Origin of the sequence: Escherichia sp. 10290 (assembly GCF_030295155.1) — a bacterium.
Classification (GTDB): Bacteria; Pseudomonadota; Gammaproteobacteria; order Enterobacterales; family Enterobacteriaceae; genus Escherichia; species Escherichia coli_F.
In genome coordinates, this window is sequence record NZ_AP025741.1 from 2607667 (window position 1) to 2627232 (window position 19566).

Annotated in this window: 17 protein-coding genes; 1 reads left to right on the forward strand and 16 read right to left on the reverse strand. The window is 52.0% G+C overall.

Going from position 1 to position 19566, the window contains the following annotated elements; genetic code table 11:
• The 16 genes from wcaJ to wza form a co-directional block, all read right to left on the reverse strand.
• Positions 1–1395, reverse strand: coding sequence for an undecaprenyl-phosphate glucose phosphotransferase (wcaJ, locus tag QUE74_RS13240; protein ID WP_000183149.1), 1395 nt, complete (start codon positions 1393–1395; stop codon positions 1–3).
• 54 nt (positions 1396–1449) lie between these two features.
• On the reverse strand, positions 1450–2820 hold the full coding sequence (gene cpsG / locus QUE74_RS13245) for a colanic acid biosynthesis phosphomannomutase CpsG (protein ID WP_001360776.1): 1371 nt from the start codon (positions 2818–2820) through the stop codon (positions 1450–1452).
• A gap of 101 nt (positions 2821–2921) precedes the next feature.
• Positions 2922–4358 carry a mannose-1-phosphate guanyltransferase gene (gene cpsB / locus QUE74_RS13250; protein ID WP_000083413.1) on the reverse strand — a complete coding sequence of 479 codons (1437 nt, stop codon included), beginning with the start codon at positions 4356–4358 and terminating at the stop codon, positions 2922–2924.
• A gap of 2 nt (positions 4359–4360) precedes the next feature.
• A complete protein-coding gene (gene wcaI, locus QUE74_RS13255) occupies positions 4361–5584 on the reverse strand; it encodes a colanic acid biosynthesis fucosyltransferase WcaI (RefSeq protein WP_000699739.1) in 1224 nt (407 codons plus the stop codon).
• Positions 5581–6060 carry a GDP-mannose mannosyl hydrolase gene (gene gmm, locus QUE74_RS13260; protein WP_000479837.1) on the reverse strand — a complete coding sequence of 160 codons (480 nt, stop codon included), beginning with the start codon at positions 6058–6060 and terminating at the stop codon, positions 5581–5583. Before gmm ends, wcaI begins: the two co-directional genes overlap by 4 nt.
• Positions 6061–6062: 2 nt before the next feature.
• Entirely contained in the window at positions 6063–7028 is a 966-nt protein-coding gene (gene fcl, locus QUE74_RS13265; protein ID WP_000043584.1) for a GDP-L-fucose synthase, read from the reverse strand.
• Positions 7029–7030: 2 nt separating this feature from the next.
• Entirely contained in the window at positions 7031–8152 is a 1122-nt protein-coding gene (gene gmd, locus QUE74_RS13270) for a GDP-mannose 4,6-dehydratase (RefSeq protein ID WP_000048190.1), read from the reverse strand.
• Positions 8153–8178: 26 nt separating this feature from the next.
• Positions 8179–8727: a colanic acid biosynthesis acetyltransferase WcaF gene (gene wcaF / locus QUE74_RS13275; protein WP_001153590.1), complete on the reverse strand. Its 549-nt coding sequence runs from the start codon at positions 8725–8727 to the stop codon at positions 8179–8181.
• 15 nt (positions 8728–8742) lie between these two features.
• Positions 8743–9489 (reverse strand): colanic acid biosynthesis glycosyltransferase WcaE, encoded by a 747-nt coding sequence (gene wcaE / locus QUE74_RS13280; RefSeq protein WP_000927025.1) that lies wholly within the window; start codon positions 9487–9489, stop codon positions 8743–8745.
• A 126-nt stretch (positions 9490–9615) separates the two neighbouring features.
• A complete protein-coding gene (gene wcaD, locus QUE74_RS13285; protein WP_000107805.1) occupies positions 9616–10836 on the reverse strand; it encodes a colanic acid polymerase WcaD in 1221 nt (406 codons plus the stop codon).
• Positions 10811–12028: a colanic acid biosynthesis glycosyltransferase WcaC gene (gene wcaC, locus QUE74_RS13290; protein WP_001023910.1), complete on the reverse strand. Its 1218-nt coding sequence runs from the start codon at positions 12026–12028 to the stop codon at positions 10811–10813. The genes wcaD and wcaC overlap by 26 nt, the downstream gene beginning before the upstream one ends.
• Positions 12025–12513 carry a colanic acid biosynthesis acetyltransferase WcaB gene (wcaB, locus tag QUE74_RS13295; RefSeq protein ID WP_000888735.1) on the reverse strand — a complete coding sequence of 163 codons (489 nt, stop codon included), beginning with the start codon at positions 12511–12513 and terminating at the stop codon, positions 12025–12027. The genes wcaC and wcaB overlap by 4 nt, the downstream gene beginning before the upstream one ends.
• Positions 12514–12515: 2 nt before the next feature.
• Positions 12516–13355 carry a colanic acid biosynthesis glycosyltransferase WcaA gene (wcaA, locus tag QUE74_RS13300; RefSeq protein WP_000654513.1) on the reverse strand — a complete coding sequence of 280 codons (840 nt, stop codon included), beginning with the start codon at positions 13353–13355 and terminating at the stop codon, positions 12516–12518.
• 177 nt (positions 13356–13532) lie between these two features.
• On the reverse strand, positions 13533–15695 hold the full coding sequence (gene wzc, locus QUE74_RS13305) for a tyrosine-protein kinase Wzc (RefSeq protein ID WP_000137173.1): 2163 nt from the start codon (positions 15693–15695) through the stop codon (positions 13533–13535).
• A 2-nt stretch (positions 15696–15697) separates the two neighbouring features.
• Positions 15698–16141: a low molecular weight protein-tyrosine-phosphatase Wzb gene (gene wzb / locus QUE74_RS13310; protein ID WP_000482918.1), complete on the reverse strand. Its 444-nt coding sequence runs from the start codon at positions 16139–16141 to the stop codon at positions 15698–15700.
• A gap of 5 nt (positions 16142–16146) precedes the next feature.
• A complete protein-coding gene (gene wza, locus QUE74_RS13315) occupies positions 16147–17286 on the reverse strand; it encodes a polysaccharide export protein Wza (protein WP_000978094.1) in 1140 nt (379 codons plus the stop codon).
• A 658-nt stretch (positions 17287–17944) separates the two neighbouring features.
• Here wza and QUE74_RS13320 point away from each other — a divergent pair.
• Entirely contained in the window at positions 17945–19528 is a 1584-nt protein-coding gene (locus QUE74_RS13320; protein ID WP_001354755.1) for a TerC family protein, read from the forward strand.
• Positions 19529–19566: the final 38 nt, after the last annotated feature.

Genomic DNA, 19566 nt, shown 5'->3' on the forward strand with positions numbered 1-19566 from the left:
TCAATATGCCGCTTTGTTAACGAAGCCTTTGAATACCGTCAGGAAAACGATTTTGATATCGAACCAGACGCTCCATTCGCGGATGTACTCAAGGTCGAACTCGACGCGTTTTTCCATTTTCTCCAGCGTGTCGGTTTCGCCGCGCCAGCCGTTAATCTGCGCCCAGCCGGTAATGCCCGGTTTCACCTTATGGCGCAGCATGTAGCCTTCAATGAGCTGGCGATATTGTTCGTTATGCGCCACGGCGTGCGGACGTGGCCCCACAATCGACATCCCGCCAGTCAGCACATTGATAAACTGCGGCAATTCATCCAGCGAGGTGCGGCGCAGAAAGTTCCCCACTTTGGTGACGCGCGGATCGTTCTGCGTCGCCTGGGTCACCACTTTGTCGTTCTCCATCACTTTCATGGAACGGAACTTCCACACTTTGATCGGCTTGCCATCCATGCCGTAGCGTGTCTGGCGGAAAATAACCGGCCCTGGTGAACTGAGTTTCACCGCCAGCGCAATACAGCACAGCACCGGGGAGATCAGCAGCAAGATCAGCGTTGCCAGCACAATGTCTTCCGCACGTTTTATCAGGCGGTTAACCCCGGAAAGCGGCGTGTCGTACAGCGGCACCACCGGAACGCCGTTCATCTCTTCGAGGCGTGAATGGAGAATGTTGAAGGTAAAGACGTCGGGGATCAGCAGCACCGAACAGGTGGTGTCCGCCAGTTGATGGACCAGTTTTTTCACTCGTGCGCCGTCGCACATTTGCATCGCGATATAGACGTTATGAATCTTGCCCGCTTTCGCATCCTCGACCAGCTGTTGCAGATTGCCCGCCCAGTCGTTAGAAACGCCGCCCGGTTTTGGGTCGTGGTAAACGCCCACCACTTCAAACCCTAACCACGGCTGATTACGGAAGCTCTCCATCAGCATTTGCCCGGCAGCTAAATCCCCCGCTACGGCAACCATACGCTTGTTATAGCCATGATTACGCAACCAGCCCGCACCAATGCGAATACACGAACGACACGCCACCAACCCGATGCTGGTCAGCCCATACCACGCCAGCCAGATTTTCAGTTGCGTGTCGAAATCATTGTTGAACGCCACCAGTCCGGCGCTAAAAATCACGCTTAAGGTCCAGTTTTGCAGCAGCAGGGCAAATTCTGTCGTTGCCCGAACACCTCGCCATGAGCGATAAAAATCGGTGATGCCGCCCAACATCTGGAACACCACCAGCGTAATCAGCGCCACCAACAGGTGCATGTAGAGGAATGACAGTCCGCTGACTTCGCAAACCAGCCATAGCCCGGCAAACATGATGGTGATATCTGAAAAGCGTTGCACCATAGAGATTAACGATGCATTGGTTTTCGCTCGCTCGCGCTTTTTTAGATTTGTCATCGTTGTTCCTGTTATTAGCCCCTTACCCGCAATGGGGTAAGGGAAGATCCGACATTACTCGTTCAGCAACGTCAGCAGAGTTCGCGTTCGCGCTTCCATCAGCGGCACATCACCGCGCGATTCCACATTCAGGCGCACCACCGGTTCGGTGTTGGAGGAGCGCAGATTAAAGCGCCAGTCGGCAAAGGTCATGCTGATGCCATCGGTGCGATCCACCGCCAGCGCCTCGCGGCTAAAATGCTGTTCGACGCGATTAATCGCCTCAACGGGTTGCGCCAGTTTGCTGTTGATCTCACCGCTTGCCGGGAATGCCGCCATGCGGTCGCGCACCAGTTCGCCCAGCGTTTTCCCTTTCATGCACACCAGTTCGGCGACCAGCAGCCACGGGATCATGCCGCTGTCGCAGTAAGCGAAATCACGGAAGTAATGGTGGGCGCTCATTTCGCCACCGTAGATGGCGTCTTCCTTGCGCATACGTTCTTTAATAAAGGCGTGTCCGGTTTTTGACATCACCGGGGTGCCGCCTGCGGCAGTCACTACATCAACGGTGTTCCAGGAAAGACGCGGATCGTGGATGATCTTCGCGCCGGGATTTTTTTCGAGGAACGCTTCTGCCAGCAGGCCGACAATGTAGTAGCCCTCGATAAACTGTCCTTTTTCGTCAAACAGGAAACAGCGGTCAAAATCGCCATCAAAAGCAATACCCATATCCGCGCCGTGTTTAATGACCGCATTGCGGGTATCGTCGCGGCATTCCGGCAGCAATGGATTAGGAATACCGTTGGGGAAATTGCCGTCCGGCGTGTTGTGTACTTTGATCAATTCCACGGGTGCGCCGAGGGCTTTAAAGCGGGCTTCGATGGCGTCCACCACCGGACCCGCCGCGCCGTTCCCGGAGTTGATCACCAGCTTGAGCGGCGTAAGGTTTTTGACATTGATATAACCGAACAGATGATCAACGTAAGCGTCGCGCAGGTTGATTTGCTGATAGCGACCGCGTTTGGTTTCATCGACGGGAGGAAAATCGTTGGCTTCTGCCAGACGCTGGACGTCGCGCAGTCCAGTATCACCGCTGATCGGGCGAGCCCCTTCGCGCACCAGTTTCATGCCGTTGTAATCCATCGGATTATGGCTGGCGGTAACTTCGATGCCGCCATCCACGCCGAGATGGAACGTGGCGAAATAGATCTCTTCGGTGCCGGACATGCCGATATCCAGCACGTCAACGCCCGCATCCTGTAACCCTTTTGCCAGCGCCAGTTTTAAGGTTTCGCTGGTGAGACGGACATCACCGCCTAAAACAATGGTTTTCGGTTTGAGAAATTCGCCATAGGCACGCCCAATACGCCAGGCGATATCTTCATTCAGTTCTTCGCCTAATTTTCCGCGAATATCATAGGCTTTAAAGCAGGTTAATTTTTTCATATCGTTACCCTTTTTCAGGCAATAGTTGGCCCTGACCGAAACGGCCAATTTTGTTTTTGTCATTATTTACCGGAGATTTATTCCGGTTGATTATTCAACTACTACACCCGTCCGTAGCGATCCGCGAAGCGCACCACATCATCCTCTTCGAGATAAGAGCCGGAGCGCACTTCAATTAAATCGAGGGGAATTTTCCCCGGGTTTTCCAGGCAGTGTTTTGCCCCCAGCGGAATATAAATGGACTCGTTTTCACCAAGCAGTTTGATATCACCGTCAATGGTGACTTTTGCCGTTCCCGCGACCACTACCCAGTGTTCCGCGCGGTGATGGTGCATTTGTACCGACAAGCCCTCGCCCGGTTTCACGGTGATACGTTTCACCTGGTAGCGGTCGCCCGCGTCGATAGAGTCATATTTGCCCCACGGGCGATACACTTCGCGATGCACCCGATGCTCATGGCGACCATCGGCTTTGATCTGCTCGACCACTTTTTTCACATCCTGCACCGCGTTACGGTCGGCAATCAGCACCGCGTCTTTGGTCTGCACCACTACCAGATCTTTCACCCCGACGGTGGTGACCAGGCCAGATTCGGCATACACGTAGCTGTTTTCGGTTTTGTGATTAATCACATCGCCGTGGCAAACGTTGCCTTCCGCGGTGTGGGCGCTGATCTCCCATAAAGAGGACCAGGAACCGACATCGCTCCACCCCGCATCCATCGGTACCACAACGGCATCTGCCGTACGTTCCATAACCGCGTAATCCACCGACTCTTCCGGGCAGGCAAGAAACGCCTCTTCATCCACACGAATAAAATCGAGATCCGGATCGACGGCGCTCATCGCTTTTTCGCAGGCGTCGAGAATATCCGGGCGATATTTTTTCAGTTCTTCGAGATAACGTCCGGCACGGAACAGGAACATACCGCTGTTCCAGTAATATTCGCCGCTTGCCACATAGGCCTGAGCGGTTTCCAGATTCGGTTTTTCGACAAACTGCGCCACTTCAAAGGCCACCGTATCCTGCTCACCCGCCGACACTTCACCGCGACGAATATAGCCATATCCGGTTTCAGGTAGATCCGGCACAATGCCGAAGGTCACCAGCTTGCCCGCTTCGGCATACGGCATGGCATTACGCACGGCGGCGCGGAACGCGTCTTCGTCGGCAATCACATGATCTGCCGCCAGGACCAACATTAACGGATCGCTGTCCGGACTATGACGTTTTGCCGCCAGCGCCGCCAACGCAATGGCAGGTGCAGTGTTACGCCCTGCCGGTTCGAGAATAATGTTCTCGGTGAGTTTGTTCAGTTGACGCAGCTGTTCCGCGACAATAAAGCGGTGCTGCTCATTGCAAATCACCACCGGGCTTTCGCACTCCACGCCGTTCAGGCGGCAGATGGTGGTTTGCAGCATGGTAAGATCGCCTTTCAGGCATAAAAACTGCTTGGGATAAAGTACGCGGGAAAGCGGCCATAAGCGGCTACCGGAGCCACCTGCCATCACAACTGGATAGAGTTTCGACTGCGACATAATTATCCCCGAATATCATGTATAAATTGACGTAACACGTTCTCTTTATCGAGCGTGCGTTCGGCATATTCACGTGCCACCGTGTTGTGTTTGGGTAGCAGGAGCGCCTGACGAATCCCCGCCACCAGCGCCTCGACCGATTCCGGTTCTACGCAAACCGCAATTCCTGGGAAGGTTTCGCAAAGCTGCCCCAGTTCTGTGTGAGCTTCTGCGGTAATTACCGCGTTACCGCCTACCGCCAGAATATTGGTCAGTTTCGACGGCAATACGGCATCTGCCGCGCCGCGTTTTTGCACCACCAGATGGCAGTCGCCCATCTTCAGCAGTGCAGGCAAGGCGTCATAAGATTGCAGCGGGAAAAATTGCATATTGCGCAGTCCGCGCTGCTGCGCCATTTTTTCCAGCCGCGCTTTGCCGCCGCCCTGCCCGACAATGGCAAAAATCAGCGGTTCATCGCGCAGGCGTTCGGCAGCTTCAATAACGTTTTCCAGCCCCTGCTTTTCACCAATATTGCCGGAGTAAAGAATGATTTTTTTGTTATCCGGCAGGCCAAGCTGGTTACGAAGGGCATCAACATCGGCGTCTGCAACATATTGAAAACGGGCGATTTCCGACCAGTTGGGGAAGAAGATGACGTTTTCTGCCGCCACGCCTTTTTCGATGGCTTTATTCATCATCGAACGCGAAATCGTGGAGACGTTATCGACGTTATGCAGTCCGCTACGTTCGAAGGCTGTCGCCAGCTGTGCCACTTTGCCGCCTTTGCCTTTTCCGGCAAGCCCCAGCCCCAGCATGGCATCTACTTCGTAATCCTGAATATGCAGCACGGTACGCGCACCAGAGAGTTTCGCCAGCAGGCGCATTCCCGGCGTGCAAAACAGCGTTGGCACTACGCCGATAATGCGATCCGGCTTCCAGCGACGTTGCGCCATCAACGGGAAAAAACTGCTGACGGCAAAACTGCCGAGATGCAACAGGCGTTTCAGGGTGCTCGGCTGTTTTGGCACGTACAGCGGGCAGCGCCACACCGTGGCGGCCCCCTCTTCTCGTTTGTACCGCCAGGCGGAATAGTTCTCGCCCACCTGCCACTGCGGGTAGTAAGGCGGTGCGGTAATGACCCGCACCTCATGACCTTGTGCCGCAAGCCATTCCACCATCTCGCCGGTGTATTTGCCGATGCCGGTTAACTCCGGCGAGTAGTTAATGCCGTAGACCAGTATTTTCATAATCCGGGTACTCCGGCACGCTTCTCAGCGAGAAAATAGGCGCGGCTGTTAGGGTGAACATTGTCACTGGCGAGCAGTGCGTCCGGCGTCAGCCAGCGGTAATCGTCATGCTGCTCATCCGGCAGTAACAGTTCTTCTTCCGCTACTCTGAAGCGAAAACCGAGCACCACATAGTGCGTGGTGAAATCCGTGCCGGAGAAGTTATCGTCATAAAAGTGCTGCCAGACACCGTAAAACTGGCCTGCTGTTATCGGCAGACGCAGCCCCAGTTCCGCCATCGTCAACCGCTCAAATGCGGCTTCCAGCGTTTCGTCCTTCTGCACGCGCCCTCCCGGCACAAACCAGTAACCCTGTGCCGGGCGGTTGGTTCTTTTGCCAAGCAGAAACTCGCCGCGGCTGTTCTCGACAATAAAGTCGAGAGAGACAAGCGGAGTGGAGCGCACTACCGTGGCAAAGTCTTCCTGACGTAAAAACATCATTACCCCCGAAAGCGGTCTTGATTCTCAAGGAACCACTGGTAAGTGCTGGCAAGCCCCGCTTCCAGTGAGATTTCGTGATACCAGCCAAGCTGATGCAGGCGCGTCACATCCAGCAGTTTGCGCGGTGTGCCATCCGGTTTACTGGCATCAAAAACCACCCGGCCTTTGTAACCCACCACTTTGGCGATGGTTTGCGCCAGCTCGCGGATAGTGCAGTCAACACCCGTGCCGACGTTAATGTGCGACAGCATCGGCTGGGTGTTCTCCAGCCAGACTTCGTGCGCCAGCTCCATGACATGAATGCTTGCCGCCGCCATATCATCGACATGCAGAAATTCGCGCATCGGCGTACCGCTGCCCCATACCACCACGTCCGGTGCATTCTGTGCCGTCGCCTCGTGGAAGCGGCGCAGCAATGCGGGGATCACATGCGAATTATTCGGATGGAAGTTGTCGTGCGGCCCGTACAGGTTGGTCGGCATGACAGAGCGGTAATCGCGTCCATACTGGCGGTTGTAAGATTCGCACAGTTTGATCCCGGCGATTTTGGCAATGGCGTATGGCTCGTTGGTCGGCTCCAGCGTGCCCTGTAACAGCTCGCCTTCTGCCATCGGCTGTTTTGCCAGTTTTGGGTAGATGCAGGACGATCCGAGAAACAGCAGTTTGTTCACGTCGTTCTGATGCGCAGCGTGAATGATGTTGCTCTCAATCATCATATTCTGGTAGATGAAATCCGCCGGATACGTGTTGTTGGCGACAATCCCGCCCACTTTCGCTGCCGCCAGATAGACCTGGTCAATGCGCTCGCTGGCAAAGAAATCATGCACCGCGCGGCTGTCCAGCAGGTTCAGTTCGTCGCGGGTGCGTAATACCAGTTCCACATCACCGCGCTGTTCGAGCTGTCGCTTGATGGCAGAACCGACCATCCCGCGATGGCCAGCGATAAAAATACGTTGTTTACTCATGCTTATGACTCCAGCGCGATCGCCACGTCGTAGCCGTGAGATTTCAGCAGAGAGTGTTTTTTCGCCGCTTCGAGGTCATTAGCCACCATTTCAGACACCATCTCTCTGAGGGTGATTTCCGGTTTCCAGCCCAGTTTTTCGTGCGCTTTGGTCGGGTCACCGAGCAGCGTTTCAACTTCAGCCGGACGGAAGTAGCGCGGGTCAACGGCGATAATCACATCACCCGGTTTAACGCCCGGCGCGTCATGCCCGGTGACGGAAACCACAATGCCCTTCTCTTCAACACCCGTGCCTTCAAAGCGCAGTTTGATGCCCAGTTGTGCCGCCGCCATTTCCACGAACTGACGCACGGAGTACTGAACGCCGGTGGCAATAACGAAATCTTCCGGTTGTTCCTGTTGCAGCATCATCCACTGCATTTTTACGTAGTCTTTGGCGTGGCCCCAGTCACGCAGGGAATCCATATTGCCGAGGTACAGGCACGACTCCAGCCCTTGAGCGATATTGGCGATTGCGCGGGTGATTTTGCGGGTCACGAAGGTTTCGCCACGGCGTGGGGATTCATGGTTAAAGAGAATGCCGTTACAAGCGTACATGCCGTAGGATTCGCGGTAGTTAACGGTGATCCAGTAGGCATACAGTTTGGCGACCGCATATGGAGATCGCGGATAGAACGGCGTGGTTTCTTTCTGCGGAATTTCCTGCACCAGACCGTACAGTTCAGAAGTGGAAGCCTGATAGAAACGGGTTTTCTTTTCCAGACCAAGGAAGCGGATCGCCTCCAGCAGACGCAGTGTGCCCATCGCATCAACGTCTGCGGTATATTCCGGTGACTCAAAAGAAACCGCAACGTGGCTCATTGCGCCCAGGTTGTACACTTCATCCGGCTGCACTTCACGCAAAATACGCGTCAGGTTGGAGGTATCACTCAGGTCGCCATAATGCAGATGGAATTTCGGGTTACAGGTATGCGGATCCTGATAAATGTGATCCACGCGCTCGGTGTTGAATGACGATGCACGACGCTTAATACCATGCACCTCGTAACCTTTTTCCAGCAGAAACTCTGCCAGGTAAGAACCGTCTTGTCCGGTTACACCGGTGATGAGAGCGACTTTTGACATGTCTTATTCCTCTGTATTTTTTGAATTTATTCAGTTTCAACGCGTTCGCGTATCACCACTGCGGGATTCCCCCGGCAAACTCTATTTGCCGGAAGCGATTTAAAAACACTGCTTCGCGCACCCACGACGGTGCCGTCGCCGATCGTGACGCCAGGAGCAACAAAAACATCGGTTGCCAGCCAGCATTTCTCGCCAATCACAATGGGCGTGGCGTTTATGGTGAAATGTCGACTTGCATGGTCGTGGCTCCCGGTGCATAAATAACTTTTTTGCGATATCACCGAATGTGCGCCAATGGTTATTTCACCGAGGGTATATAAATTGACGTCATCGCCGACCCACGCGTAATCACCTAAGGTTAATTTCCACGGATAGGTAATTTTTACTGACGGACGAATAACTACGTTTTTTCCTATTTTTGCGCCGAATAAACGTAATAAAAATGCCCGCCAGCGATACAATACTTGTGGCGACCAGGCAAATAATGTTGCCTGTACTGCCCACCACAATTGCACTTTAATAGAGTTGCCGCCCCGGAACCCTTTCGGCACCGAGAAACCGCTTAAATCTTGCATTGGTATTCCTTATATTCAGACTTTGTTATATAAGGCTTTGGTCTTACCCGTCGTGCGCTGGCGTAAATGCCAGGATAATTCAGCCCAGAAGCCAGGCACATGTAATATTTGTCGTTGGACTTTTTTCGCGTCAGCACACAATTCCATATTATTGGTGGTAGATACCCCACCCATAGAAAATTCAGACACCAGGCCATTGAGTTTTTTAAATGCATAACCGGCTTTATACATTTTGGCCGCCAGCGCATAATCGGAAGAAACTTTATATTCCAGGTCATAACGCCATTTTTTCAAGCCGGATACCGGGAAAAATATCGCCTGATGGCTGGCGGGCAGGCTGTGATAAATATACCAGCCAGGTTTGGCGCGACGTTTAATTTTATGCCCGTCGCCAAAATCCAGCAGCGCATCGCCGGTGATCATCACGTTATCTTTTTGCATTTTTAACCTACGGACAAAATTTGCGGCATCCTGATGAAAAATATCGCCCGAGTTGAGAAACAGCGCAAACTTGCCTTGTGCCATCGCAATGCCTTTGTTCATGGCGTCGTAGATGCCCTTATCTGGTTCACTGACAAAGCGTAGGTTATAGATACCATTGAGATTTTCCAGATACTCACCGGTGCCGTCATTGGAACCGCCATCGACAACAATCCATTCGAAGCTGATATCGTCAGCCTGCGCCAGATGCGCCAGCGAGGCGTGTGTTTTGACTATCCCTTCGAGGTTACGAAACGCAACGGTGATTATGCTAAGCAACATGTTCTTACCTCGTAATACCCGTCATACTTCAAGCTGCATGTGCGTTGGTTTTCCTCGCTCACCCCAGTCACGTACTCGTGTACGCTCCTGGGGATTCGCTGCGTCACCAACTTCCTGCAACTCGAATTATTTAGGGTGTATATTTAACGCTTTTCGCAAAATAAACGGACAGACGATTAAAAATGCATATTCCGGGCTAAATATCGAACCGGTAAAAAACAGCGACACCGGAGTAAAAAGATAGAGCTGCACACGAAAATTGCGATTATCACCAAAAGCGTTGATCATCATTTTTATCACTTTCCCCATGTACCACAGTGATAAAAGCACTGCGAACCAGGAAAAATAAATAATCAGCAGATACAAACCATTGTCTATGGTTTTTCCGACATCCGCACCGTTAAATATTCCGAATGATGCGACATATTCATAAAGTGAGCCAAATCTGACTACACCGTCAATATGGCTCAAAGAATAACCGACCATCACCAGTGGACCGACAATACGATAATACGATGACGATCCTTCCGTACCTAAATCGCCCAAGCGGGTGGAAATATAAGGAAACGCGATTACCACACCAACCAGGAATACAGCCAGAGAAATCAATGCTAACGGTAACTTTTTCTTAATCGCCTCTTTGTTCAGATATTGAAACGCCCACTCCAACAAATAAAACAGGATAAAGGTCATAACCCCTGAAAACGATCCGGATAATATTATCCCTGCGAGAATCATAGCATCGGTTTTAGGCGTTTTGATACCAAACTGTTTGATGCTGAGCCAAATTGAGATTAATGCCAGAGCGAAAAATGCCGGTTCGAAATAAAGTGCTGTTGTGCGCTTGCCGCCGAATTTAATGAAATTCAGCACATAGCTGTTGCTGTAAATCAGATATTTCGAAATCGACTCCATAATACTGCTGCCGCCAGTGAGGATAATTTGCGCCATCTCCACCGCCGCCAGCGCCACCACCAGCCCCACCACCAGATAAAAGAAACGTAATATCTTGCGATGGTTGTGTGGCGAAATCGTTTTAAAGCGAATACTCCACACCATGCCAATAATGATCACAATATAGACAAACAGCATGGTTGAAGTGACGTATTTACTGGCATCCAACGACTGACCAAACAAGTAGTTAAACGCCGTGAGTCCCGCACCAATCCCTAAGGCAATCATCAATTTTTTAACGCTGATGCGCTCTAAAAACAGCAGTAACAAGACAGGTAAAAAAGTGACGATGGTGATGGGGAAACTTTCACCAAGCTGGGCAATTTTGACGTTAACCAGCAGGTAAATCAGCGGCAGCAGCAGGTAGCTACAGATTCTGATAGAAGTTGACATACTCCTCCAGCATCTGTTGTCCACTGTAGGCGGCGCGGCTGCGTTGGCTGAACTCAGCCAGCGTGGTACCAAATATCGCCTGCGCGATTTCCGGTTTGCTTAACTGCACCAGTTTCAGCACGTCTTCTTCGCTGACGGTTTTACCGCCGGATTTTTGCAGCACTTCCCGCGCCGCATCGCTATGGGTGGCAATCACCGGCACACCAATTGATAACGCCTCACACAAAATCAGCGGGTAGTTATCGACGCGAGAACTGAACACCAGCGCATCCATCTGATTAAGCGCGCTCATCAACTTGCGCTTGTCAGTTTCAAAGCCGTGATTAACCACGTTACCAGCGGTGAACGGCGAAAACTTACCAAAGGTATGCAGTTCGATTTTGTCACCCAGCGCCATCATCTCGCGCACCAGTTGCTGGTTAGTTTTGCCGTCGTAACGCAGGTCATGCGCCACCACCGCGATTTTCGGCTTGCCCTGGGTTTCGCGCACCGGAGGCAAGTCTGCCAGAATCGCTTCGGTTGCCATATCAATGCCATTATTGATAATCCGGCAACGCCCTGGACCGTACAGACTATTGAAAGCATCAGCCACATGCTGGCTGGGGGAAATAAACTGACAGCCCAGCGCCAGCATCTCGCGAAATAACTGCCGTTTGCCCGCCACCAGCTGGTGCGCGCGATCAATCTTCACCGGCGGATAGTTATTTAAGGTCGGGCATTTCTGGCAGCCCGTTTTCCAGCCTTCGCAACCGTCGGTAAAAGCACAGCGTCCGGTAACGCTCCAGTGATCGTGCAGTGTCCAGACCAAAGTGACATCCGGTTTGTGGTTTTTCACCTTTTCGCAAAAGCGCACCACGCTCTTAAGATTCAACCAGTAGCTGTGCAGCACATGAAAATGCAGGACTACCGGTCCCGGTGTGCGAGTAATGGTGCGATATAACTCATTGAAATTGCCGAACAGATCGCGATTAAACAGACGAAACAGGGCAATGTTCGCCATCGCGGTCATCCGCGGCGTATGTTTGATGACCTGCGGATAGTTCTGATGGCTGACGCTCTCTTTGCCACCTTTGCCGTAGCCGTAGACAAAATGTGACGCCAGCCCCTGTTGCAGCGCGCGCTGGTGGAGATCTAACGCCACACCTGCCGCCCCGCCTTCCGCCAGTCGCACATTAAATTGCAGAATATTCATTTAATTACCTTCACTCGCGCTTTTTCTCCCACCACCAGCGCGTTGTCCGGGATTGCGTCGAGCACCACGCTGCCCGCCCCCACGGTGACGTTGTTACCAATCGTGATATCGCCAAGGATAATGACGTTGGCACCAAGTTCGACGCCGTTGCCAATGTGTGGACATGCCATGTTATCGGCACCACGATTGCCGATAGTGACGCCGTGGCGAATGGTGAAATCATCCCCCGCGACCACGTTTTTATTGATCACTACGGCATAGCCGTGATGGATAGTAAAGCGTCGGCCAATGGTCGCGGCGGCCTGGATTTCATAACCGAAAAAGCATTCGGTGATAATGCGATACAGCACCAGCAGCGGGGCCGCCCACAGATTGTTGAGGACGTTTTTTTTGCGCCACACTGAACAAAAATGAGCAACGCGATAGGCAAGAACCATGCAGCACGGGCGTAAACTCCAGCTGTTGGCGCGCAGATCTTCCAGCATCTTTAGCGCCCCCGAATTCCATCAGCCAGACGTTTGCCGTTACGCACCGACAGCAGCGTCAACAAGGTGCGCCAGGTCATGCGTTTATTGCGGATCTGGTAGAGGGTAAACAACTGATATTTCTTGCTGGCGCGGTCGAATTTGTCTTTGTGCTTACGATAAAAGTGGAAGTACCCGGAGAATTTTTTCGGTGACGAGGTGATCTGCATTTCGCCGTGATTGATATGCAGGATCTGCGTCGCCTCTTCCACTTTCCACGGTTCGCCGTACTCCACCACCATTCGCAGGAAGATGTCGTAATCCTGTGCCGCTTTCAGTTCGGTATCGAACAAACACTCTTTGAAACGCCACGCCCAGGTAAAAACCTGATTGCCAATGATATTGCGTTTGTAGAACAGGCGGCGTGAATACGGCGATTTGGGATACAGCGGCAAGCTTGCCGGTTGGGAATAAACTTCGCCCTGGCAAACGTAGTCGTTGGCGTACAAGAACGCATGTGTGACCAGTTGCTGTTTATGGGCGAGGAAGACGCTCAGGCGGTTGGGTGTCCATTCATCATCGTCATCGATCCCGGTGATGTATTCCCCTTGCGCCAGCATAATCGCCTGGTTACGTACCGCGCACGCCCCGCTGTTAATGTCGTTGTGAATGTACGTAATGCGCGAGTCGTTGAGGGCGGTGACGTACTGTTGCAACTGTTCCCAGGAGGTGGAGCAATCATCCACGATAATCATCTCCCAGTTGCTGTAGTCCTGGCGCAGGACCGATTTTATCGCCCGAATCGCCAGTTGTTGGCGGTTCCAGGTCGGCATATAGATTGAGATCAGCGGATTGTCTTTCATAGGTTGTTCTCCCGGAGTATCGAGATGTTCTGCCGGTTTATAAGCTGGTTTACAGGTTCTGTTGCCGGATGCGGCGTGAACGCCTTATCCGGCCTACGGAGCGGGTTTGCTTGCCTGATGCGGCGTGAACGTAGGTCGGATAAGATGCGTCAGCATCGCATCCGACAGCGGATCTCGTTATTTCGCGTCCGACTTATATTCGTATTCGTAATAGCCATAATCCTGATACGCGCTGGCGCGGCGGAAGATAGAGTTCAGAATCACCCCTTTCACCGGAATACCGTTTTGCTCAAAGCGGCTCAGACTGGTTTCCACTTCTTTCAAGGTGTTGACCGCATAACGCGCCACCATCAACGTGGTTCCGACATGCCGCCCGACAATCGCGGCATCGGTCACTGCCAGAATCGGCGGCGTATCAATCAACACCAGGTCATAGTTTTTACTCGCCCAGCTCACCAGTTCCGCAAAGCGTTCGCTCATCAACAGTTCGGAAGGATTTGGCGGCACCTCACCGCGCGGGATCAGGTCAAATTTGGCAATAGAGGTCGGTTTAGCAGCGGTAGTAATATCGCCCTGACCAATCAGAATTTCCGACAGGCCATTGACGTTATTGGTGCCCAACAGCTCGTGGGTGTAGCCTTTGCGCATATCACAGTCGATCAACAACACCCGTTTATTGGTCTGGCTAATGACCGCCGCCAGGTTGGCGCAGACAAAGGTTTTACCGATTGACGGGCTAACCCCGGTCATCATCAACACATTGTTCTGTGCCTGCATCATCGCGAAGTGCAAACTGGTACGCAGACTACGGATGGCTTCAATCGCCAGATCGGTTGGATTCCCCACCGCCAGTAGCTGGCTCTGTTTATAGCGTTTAACCCCTTTGATGGTTTTGACGCTATCGCGCGCTTTTTGCCATTCCGACAGCGGGATGCTGGCATAGACGCTGATGCCGTGTTCTTCCAGCACCTGCGGGCTTTCGATGCCGCGATTAAACAACGAGCGCAGCAGCACACCCACGATAGAGAGCATCAGGCCAAGGATAATCGCGCCGAGGATAATCAGCCCTTTCTTCGGTTTCAGCACGCCAGGCTGGGTGATTGCCGGGTCAACAATGCGCACATCGCCGACGGTGCTGGCTTCGGTGATTTTCAGCTCCTGCTCTTTATTCAGCAGTTGCATATAGACCTGTTGACCAGACTCGACATCGCGGGTCAGACGGACAATTTCCTGCTGGGTTTTCGGCATCGCCGTTACGCGACCGTTAAGTTTGGCTTTCTCTTCTTCCAGCGCCTGACGTTTCTCCAGCAGCGTGCGGTACGCCGGGTGAACTTTGGTGTACAGCTTGGAGATTTCCGCCTCTTTAAAGGTCAGTTCGTTCAACTGCGCGTCGATGTTCACCATCGAATCGAGCACCGCTTTCGCTTCCAGCGGCAGATCAACAGAATCTTTATCCTGACGGAAGGCATTCAGTTTGTTTTCAGCAACATCAAGGCGGCTGCGTACTTCTGGTAACTGTTGCGCGAGGAAGGCGAGGCTTTTCGACGCTTCCGCCGATTTGCGCTCAATATTTTGTTCCTGATAGTTACGGGCGATACTGTTAAGAATGTCGCGGATCTGTTCGCGATCTTCACCGGTATAAGTCAGGCTCAGTACGCCAGCGTCTTTGCCGTTCTCCGTTACCGTCAGGCTGTTTTGCAGTTGGTTGATCATCCCCAGCGTGGAGTATTTGGTGACGGTAAACTCACTGCCCGGGCTGGCGTGAATGGCTTCAACCATCAGTGTGACGCCTTCTTTTTTCAGCATCTGGCCCGCTTGCCCACGAGCGCTAAAGCCACCGTCGCTGCTCAAAGTGTAATTTTTGTTGTCCAGCACATTAAGCGTAAACACCTGATCCACCATCTCTTTTGGACGGTTAAAGGTGGTCACTTTTACTGTCTCGTTCTGACGTCCCATCAGGCGATCCCAGCCCGCACCGAAAATGGGGAACGTGTTTTTGCTCACCGCAATATCGAGGTCAAGATCGTCCACCGTTTTACCAAGCACCAGACGCGAGCGAATCAACTGGATCTCGGCGTCCGATGCTGGCGGTTTGTTGGCTAATGCCGAGCCGATATCCTGCACTAACGAATTGCCGCTGCTTTGCTCGATTTGTACCAGTGCGTCGGCGCTGTATATCGGCGTAGCGAAGAAGGTGTAAACCACAGCACAGAGGGCGAATACGGCGGTGATGCCAATTACCCACCAGCGCGCTTCAATGACGGTGCCGACCAGGCGACCAATATCGATTTCATCACTGCCCGTTACCGGAGCGGCATGTTGTTTTACTTTTTCTGTCATTGTTATACCTGCTCTGCGTTCAATGCCTGCGCCCACTGGCGGGCAGACCGTTCAAGTAATGTGTACACCGCTGCAAACGTTTCCCGGCTTTTGCGATACGGATCGGGGATTTCACATTCGTTATCCCAGTGACCAAACAGCATCACTTTGCCGCGCATCTCAGGTGCCATCTCGCATAAGCGTTCGATATGGCGCTTTTCCATGGTCAAAATCAGGTCGTAGTTGCGACACAGGCTGCGGCTGATTTGACGGGCACAGTGACCTTCCAGAGACAGTTGATGTTCTGCAGCAACACTGATGGCAGTAGGATCAGCCCCTTTACCGACCAGTGCGCCGAGACCAGCGGATTCTACTTTCAGCTCAGGGTGATAACGTTGCAGTAAGCGTTCCGCCGTCGGGGAACGGCAAATATTGCCGACACAGACAACTAAGATGTTGTTAAACATGACGATTACCAGTTATGAATGTCGCTGGCTGTATCCGTCATGTAACGGACACCGCTAATAGTTGGCAGCAACTGATTGATCAGACGGTTCCAGCGGGAAACCGGGGCGGTGGTGACATACACCACGTCATAAGGCTGCAGGCGGAATTCTGTCGCCATCACCAGCGACGTGGCATCGGACATATCCAGTTGGTAGATATTGGCGATCTTGCCGTTTCGCCCACCCTCGCCTTTCAGCGGACGAATGACAAAGATGCCGCTGGCGTTGGAGGTGGTCATGTCGATACCTTCGGCATTGCCCAGGGCTTCAGTCAAGGTCATGCCGCTAAAGTCCATTTTCAGGGTGCTCTGTTTCTTCACTTCACCCATCACAAACACTTTCAGATCATCATTACGCGGCACGTAGAGGATATCGCCGGGGTAAAGCAGTCGATTCTGATTGAGGTCACCGTTTTGCATCAGCGCCTGCAAAGAAATGCGTTCTTCACGACCATTGTGTGTTAGCACCACGTTGCGCCAGTCAGCGGTATCGGTCAGGCCACCTGCGGCGTTAATGGCGTCGAGAATGGTCAATGGTACGTTGGTGATCGCCTGTTGACCGGATTTATTCACCTGACCGGAGATATAGGCCTTTTGCGAGCGGAAGGCGGCGATATTAACGTCCACCTGTGGGTCAGCGATGTACGTCGCTAAGCGCCCGGTAATATCACTGCGGATTTCAGCGAGCGTTTTCCCCACCACGTGAACCTTGCCGATATACGGGTAGAACATAGTGCCGTCAGGCTGTACCCAGTTGCCGGTGTCGCTGGAGCTGCGGTACTGACCAGCTGGCGTGGTGAGTTCCGGGTGATCCCAGACGGTGACATTAAGAACGTCGCCCGGCCCGACACGATATTGATAATTGGCAATCTCGCTTTCCAGCGTCATATTGGGGCGCGCGACGTTCGGGCGTGGGCGTAATTGATCAATCAGGCGCGGGGTCAGCGGATAAACATTCACCATTTTGTCGAGATCGAAATCAGCATCCTGCTGTTTGATGACGTCTTTACCCATCGTCGACATATTGCTGCCCGGAAGTACTGTGCAACCGCTTATCAAGGTTACTGACACCAATAATGGCATCAATTTCATTTTGGATTTCATCATTGTTTATTTATCACTTTGGCAGAGTAATTATCCTGTGCACTATTAATAGCAATGTCGCCATGCACATTTACCTTGCAGTTAATTGAATAAAAATTTAACTGGCATCAGTCCTAAAAAAATTGATTTCATCCGCAGGCTATTGACAGAATAATTCAGACTGGTCTTTCAGGCGTCCAGACACGCTACCGCCCCTGGCTTTTTAGCTACCAATACACTGATTTAGTTTAGATTTTCTAACTCTTTCATCATGCAGTTGATTATGAAAAAGCGTTATTCCGTGAATTAATTTTCCAGATATAAGGTGGCATTATGGTAATTGAATATTGGCTTCCAATAATGCAGGAGGAAGTGTTACAGCTAACGGAATAGCAGGCAAGGTAACAATTCGGCAATTGGCTATTTTTAAGAATTATATTAAGTGTCAATCAATATGTTTTTTAGGAATTTCTTTAGGTTGACAATAATTAATATAGTGTCTCCATATGCGATATTTCTTAAATAATGTTTTATTATTGCCACTTTTAATTCAGGGATAATGTGAGGTTATAACCCTCAAATTATATGAGATAAATAGTGCTGCAACATTGCATTTTTGCCCCGATTTATCCATGATCGAATTGTGACATTTGTCATACAACGAATAGGTTTTGTACTTACTATGGAATGGATTGCCGATCCGTCTATCTGGGCCGGGTTAATCACGCTGATTGTGATCGAACTGGTCCTCGGCATTGATAACCTGGTCTTTATTGCCATCCTCGCCGAAAAACTACCGCCGAAGCAGCGCGACCGCGCACGGATTACCGGGCTGCTGCTGGCAATGTTAATGCGCCTGTTACTGCTGGCGTCAATCTCCTGGCTGGTCACCCTGACCCAACCACTGTTCAGCTTCCGCTCGTTTACCTTTAGCGCCCGCGACTTAATCATGCTGTTTGGTGGTTTCTTCCTGCTGTTCAAAGCCACGATGGAGTTGAACGAACGGCTGGAGGGGAAAGACAGCAATAACCCCACGCAACGCAAAGGTGCGAAGTTCTGGGGCGTGGTGACGCAAATTGTGGTGCTGGACGCCATCTTCTCACTTGACTCGGTGATTACTGCCGTCGGGATGGTCGACCATTTACTGGTCATGATGGCCGCCGTGGTTATCGCGATCAGCCTGATGCTGATGGCCAGCAAGCCGTTAACGCAATTTGTTAACAGTCACCCGACCATCGTCATACTCTGCCTAAGTTTCCTGTTGATGATTGGCTTTAGCCTGGTGGCGGAAGGTTTCGGCTTCGTCATTCCGAAAGGCTATCTGTATGCTGCCATTGGTTTCTCGGTAATGATCGAGGCGCTCAATCAACTTGCCATCTTTAACCGGCGACGTTTTCTCTCCGCTAACCAGACGCTGCGCCAGCGAACTACCGAAGCGGTAATGCGCTTGTTAAGCGGGCAAAAAGAAGATGCGGAACTGGATGCCGAAACCGCGTCCATGCTGGTGGATCATGGTAACCAGCAGATCTTTAATCCGCAGGAACGGCGGATGATTGAGCGGGTACTTAATCTTAACCAGCGTACCGTCAGCAGCATTATGACGTCGCGCCACGATATTGAGCATATCGATCTCAACGCGCCGGAAGAAGAAATCCGCCAGTTGCTGGAGCGAAATCAGCATACGCGTCTGGTCGTTACCGACGGCGATGACGCAGAAGATTTGCTCGGTGTTGTTCACGTTATCGACCTGCTACAACAGTCACTGCGTGGCGAACCGCTCAACCTGCGGGTGTTGATTCGCCAGCCGCTGGTGTTCCCGGAAACTTTACCGTTGTTACCTGCCCTGGAGCAGTTCCGTAATGCCCGCACGCACTTTGCTTTTGTGGTGGATGAGTTTGGCTCGGTGGAAGGGATTGTGACATTAAGTGACGTCACTGAAACCATTGCTGGTAACTTGCCAAACGAAGTGGAAGAGATCGATGCCCGTCATGATATTCAGAAAAATGCCGACGGTTCCTGGACAGCGAATGGTCATATGCCGCTGGAAGATCTGGTGCAATATGTACCACTGCCGCTGGATGAGAAACGTGAATATCACACCATTGCCGGGCTGCTGATGGAATATTTACAGCGCATTCCAAAACCTGGCGAAGAAGTTCAGGTGGGGGATTATTTGCTTAAAACATTGCAGGTGGAAAGCCATCGCGTGCAGAAGGTGCAGATTATTCCGCTGCATAAGGATGGCGAAATGGAGTATGAGGTGTGATGGCATGTAGGCCTGATAAGACGCGTAAGCGTCGCATC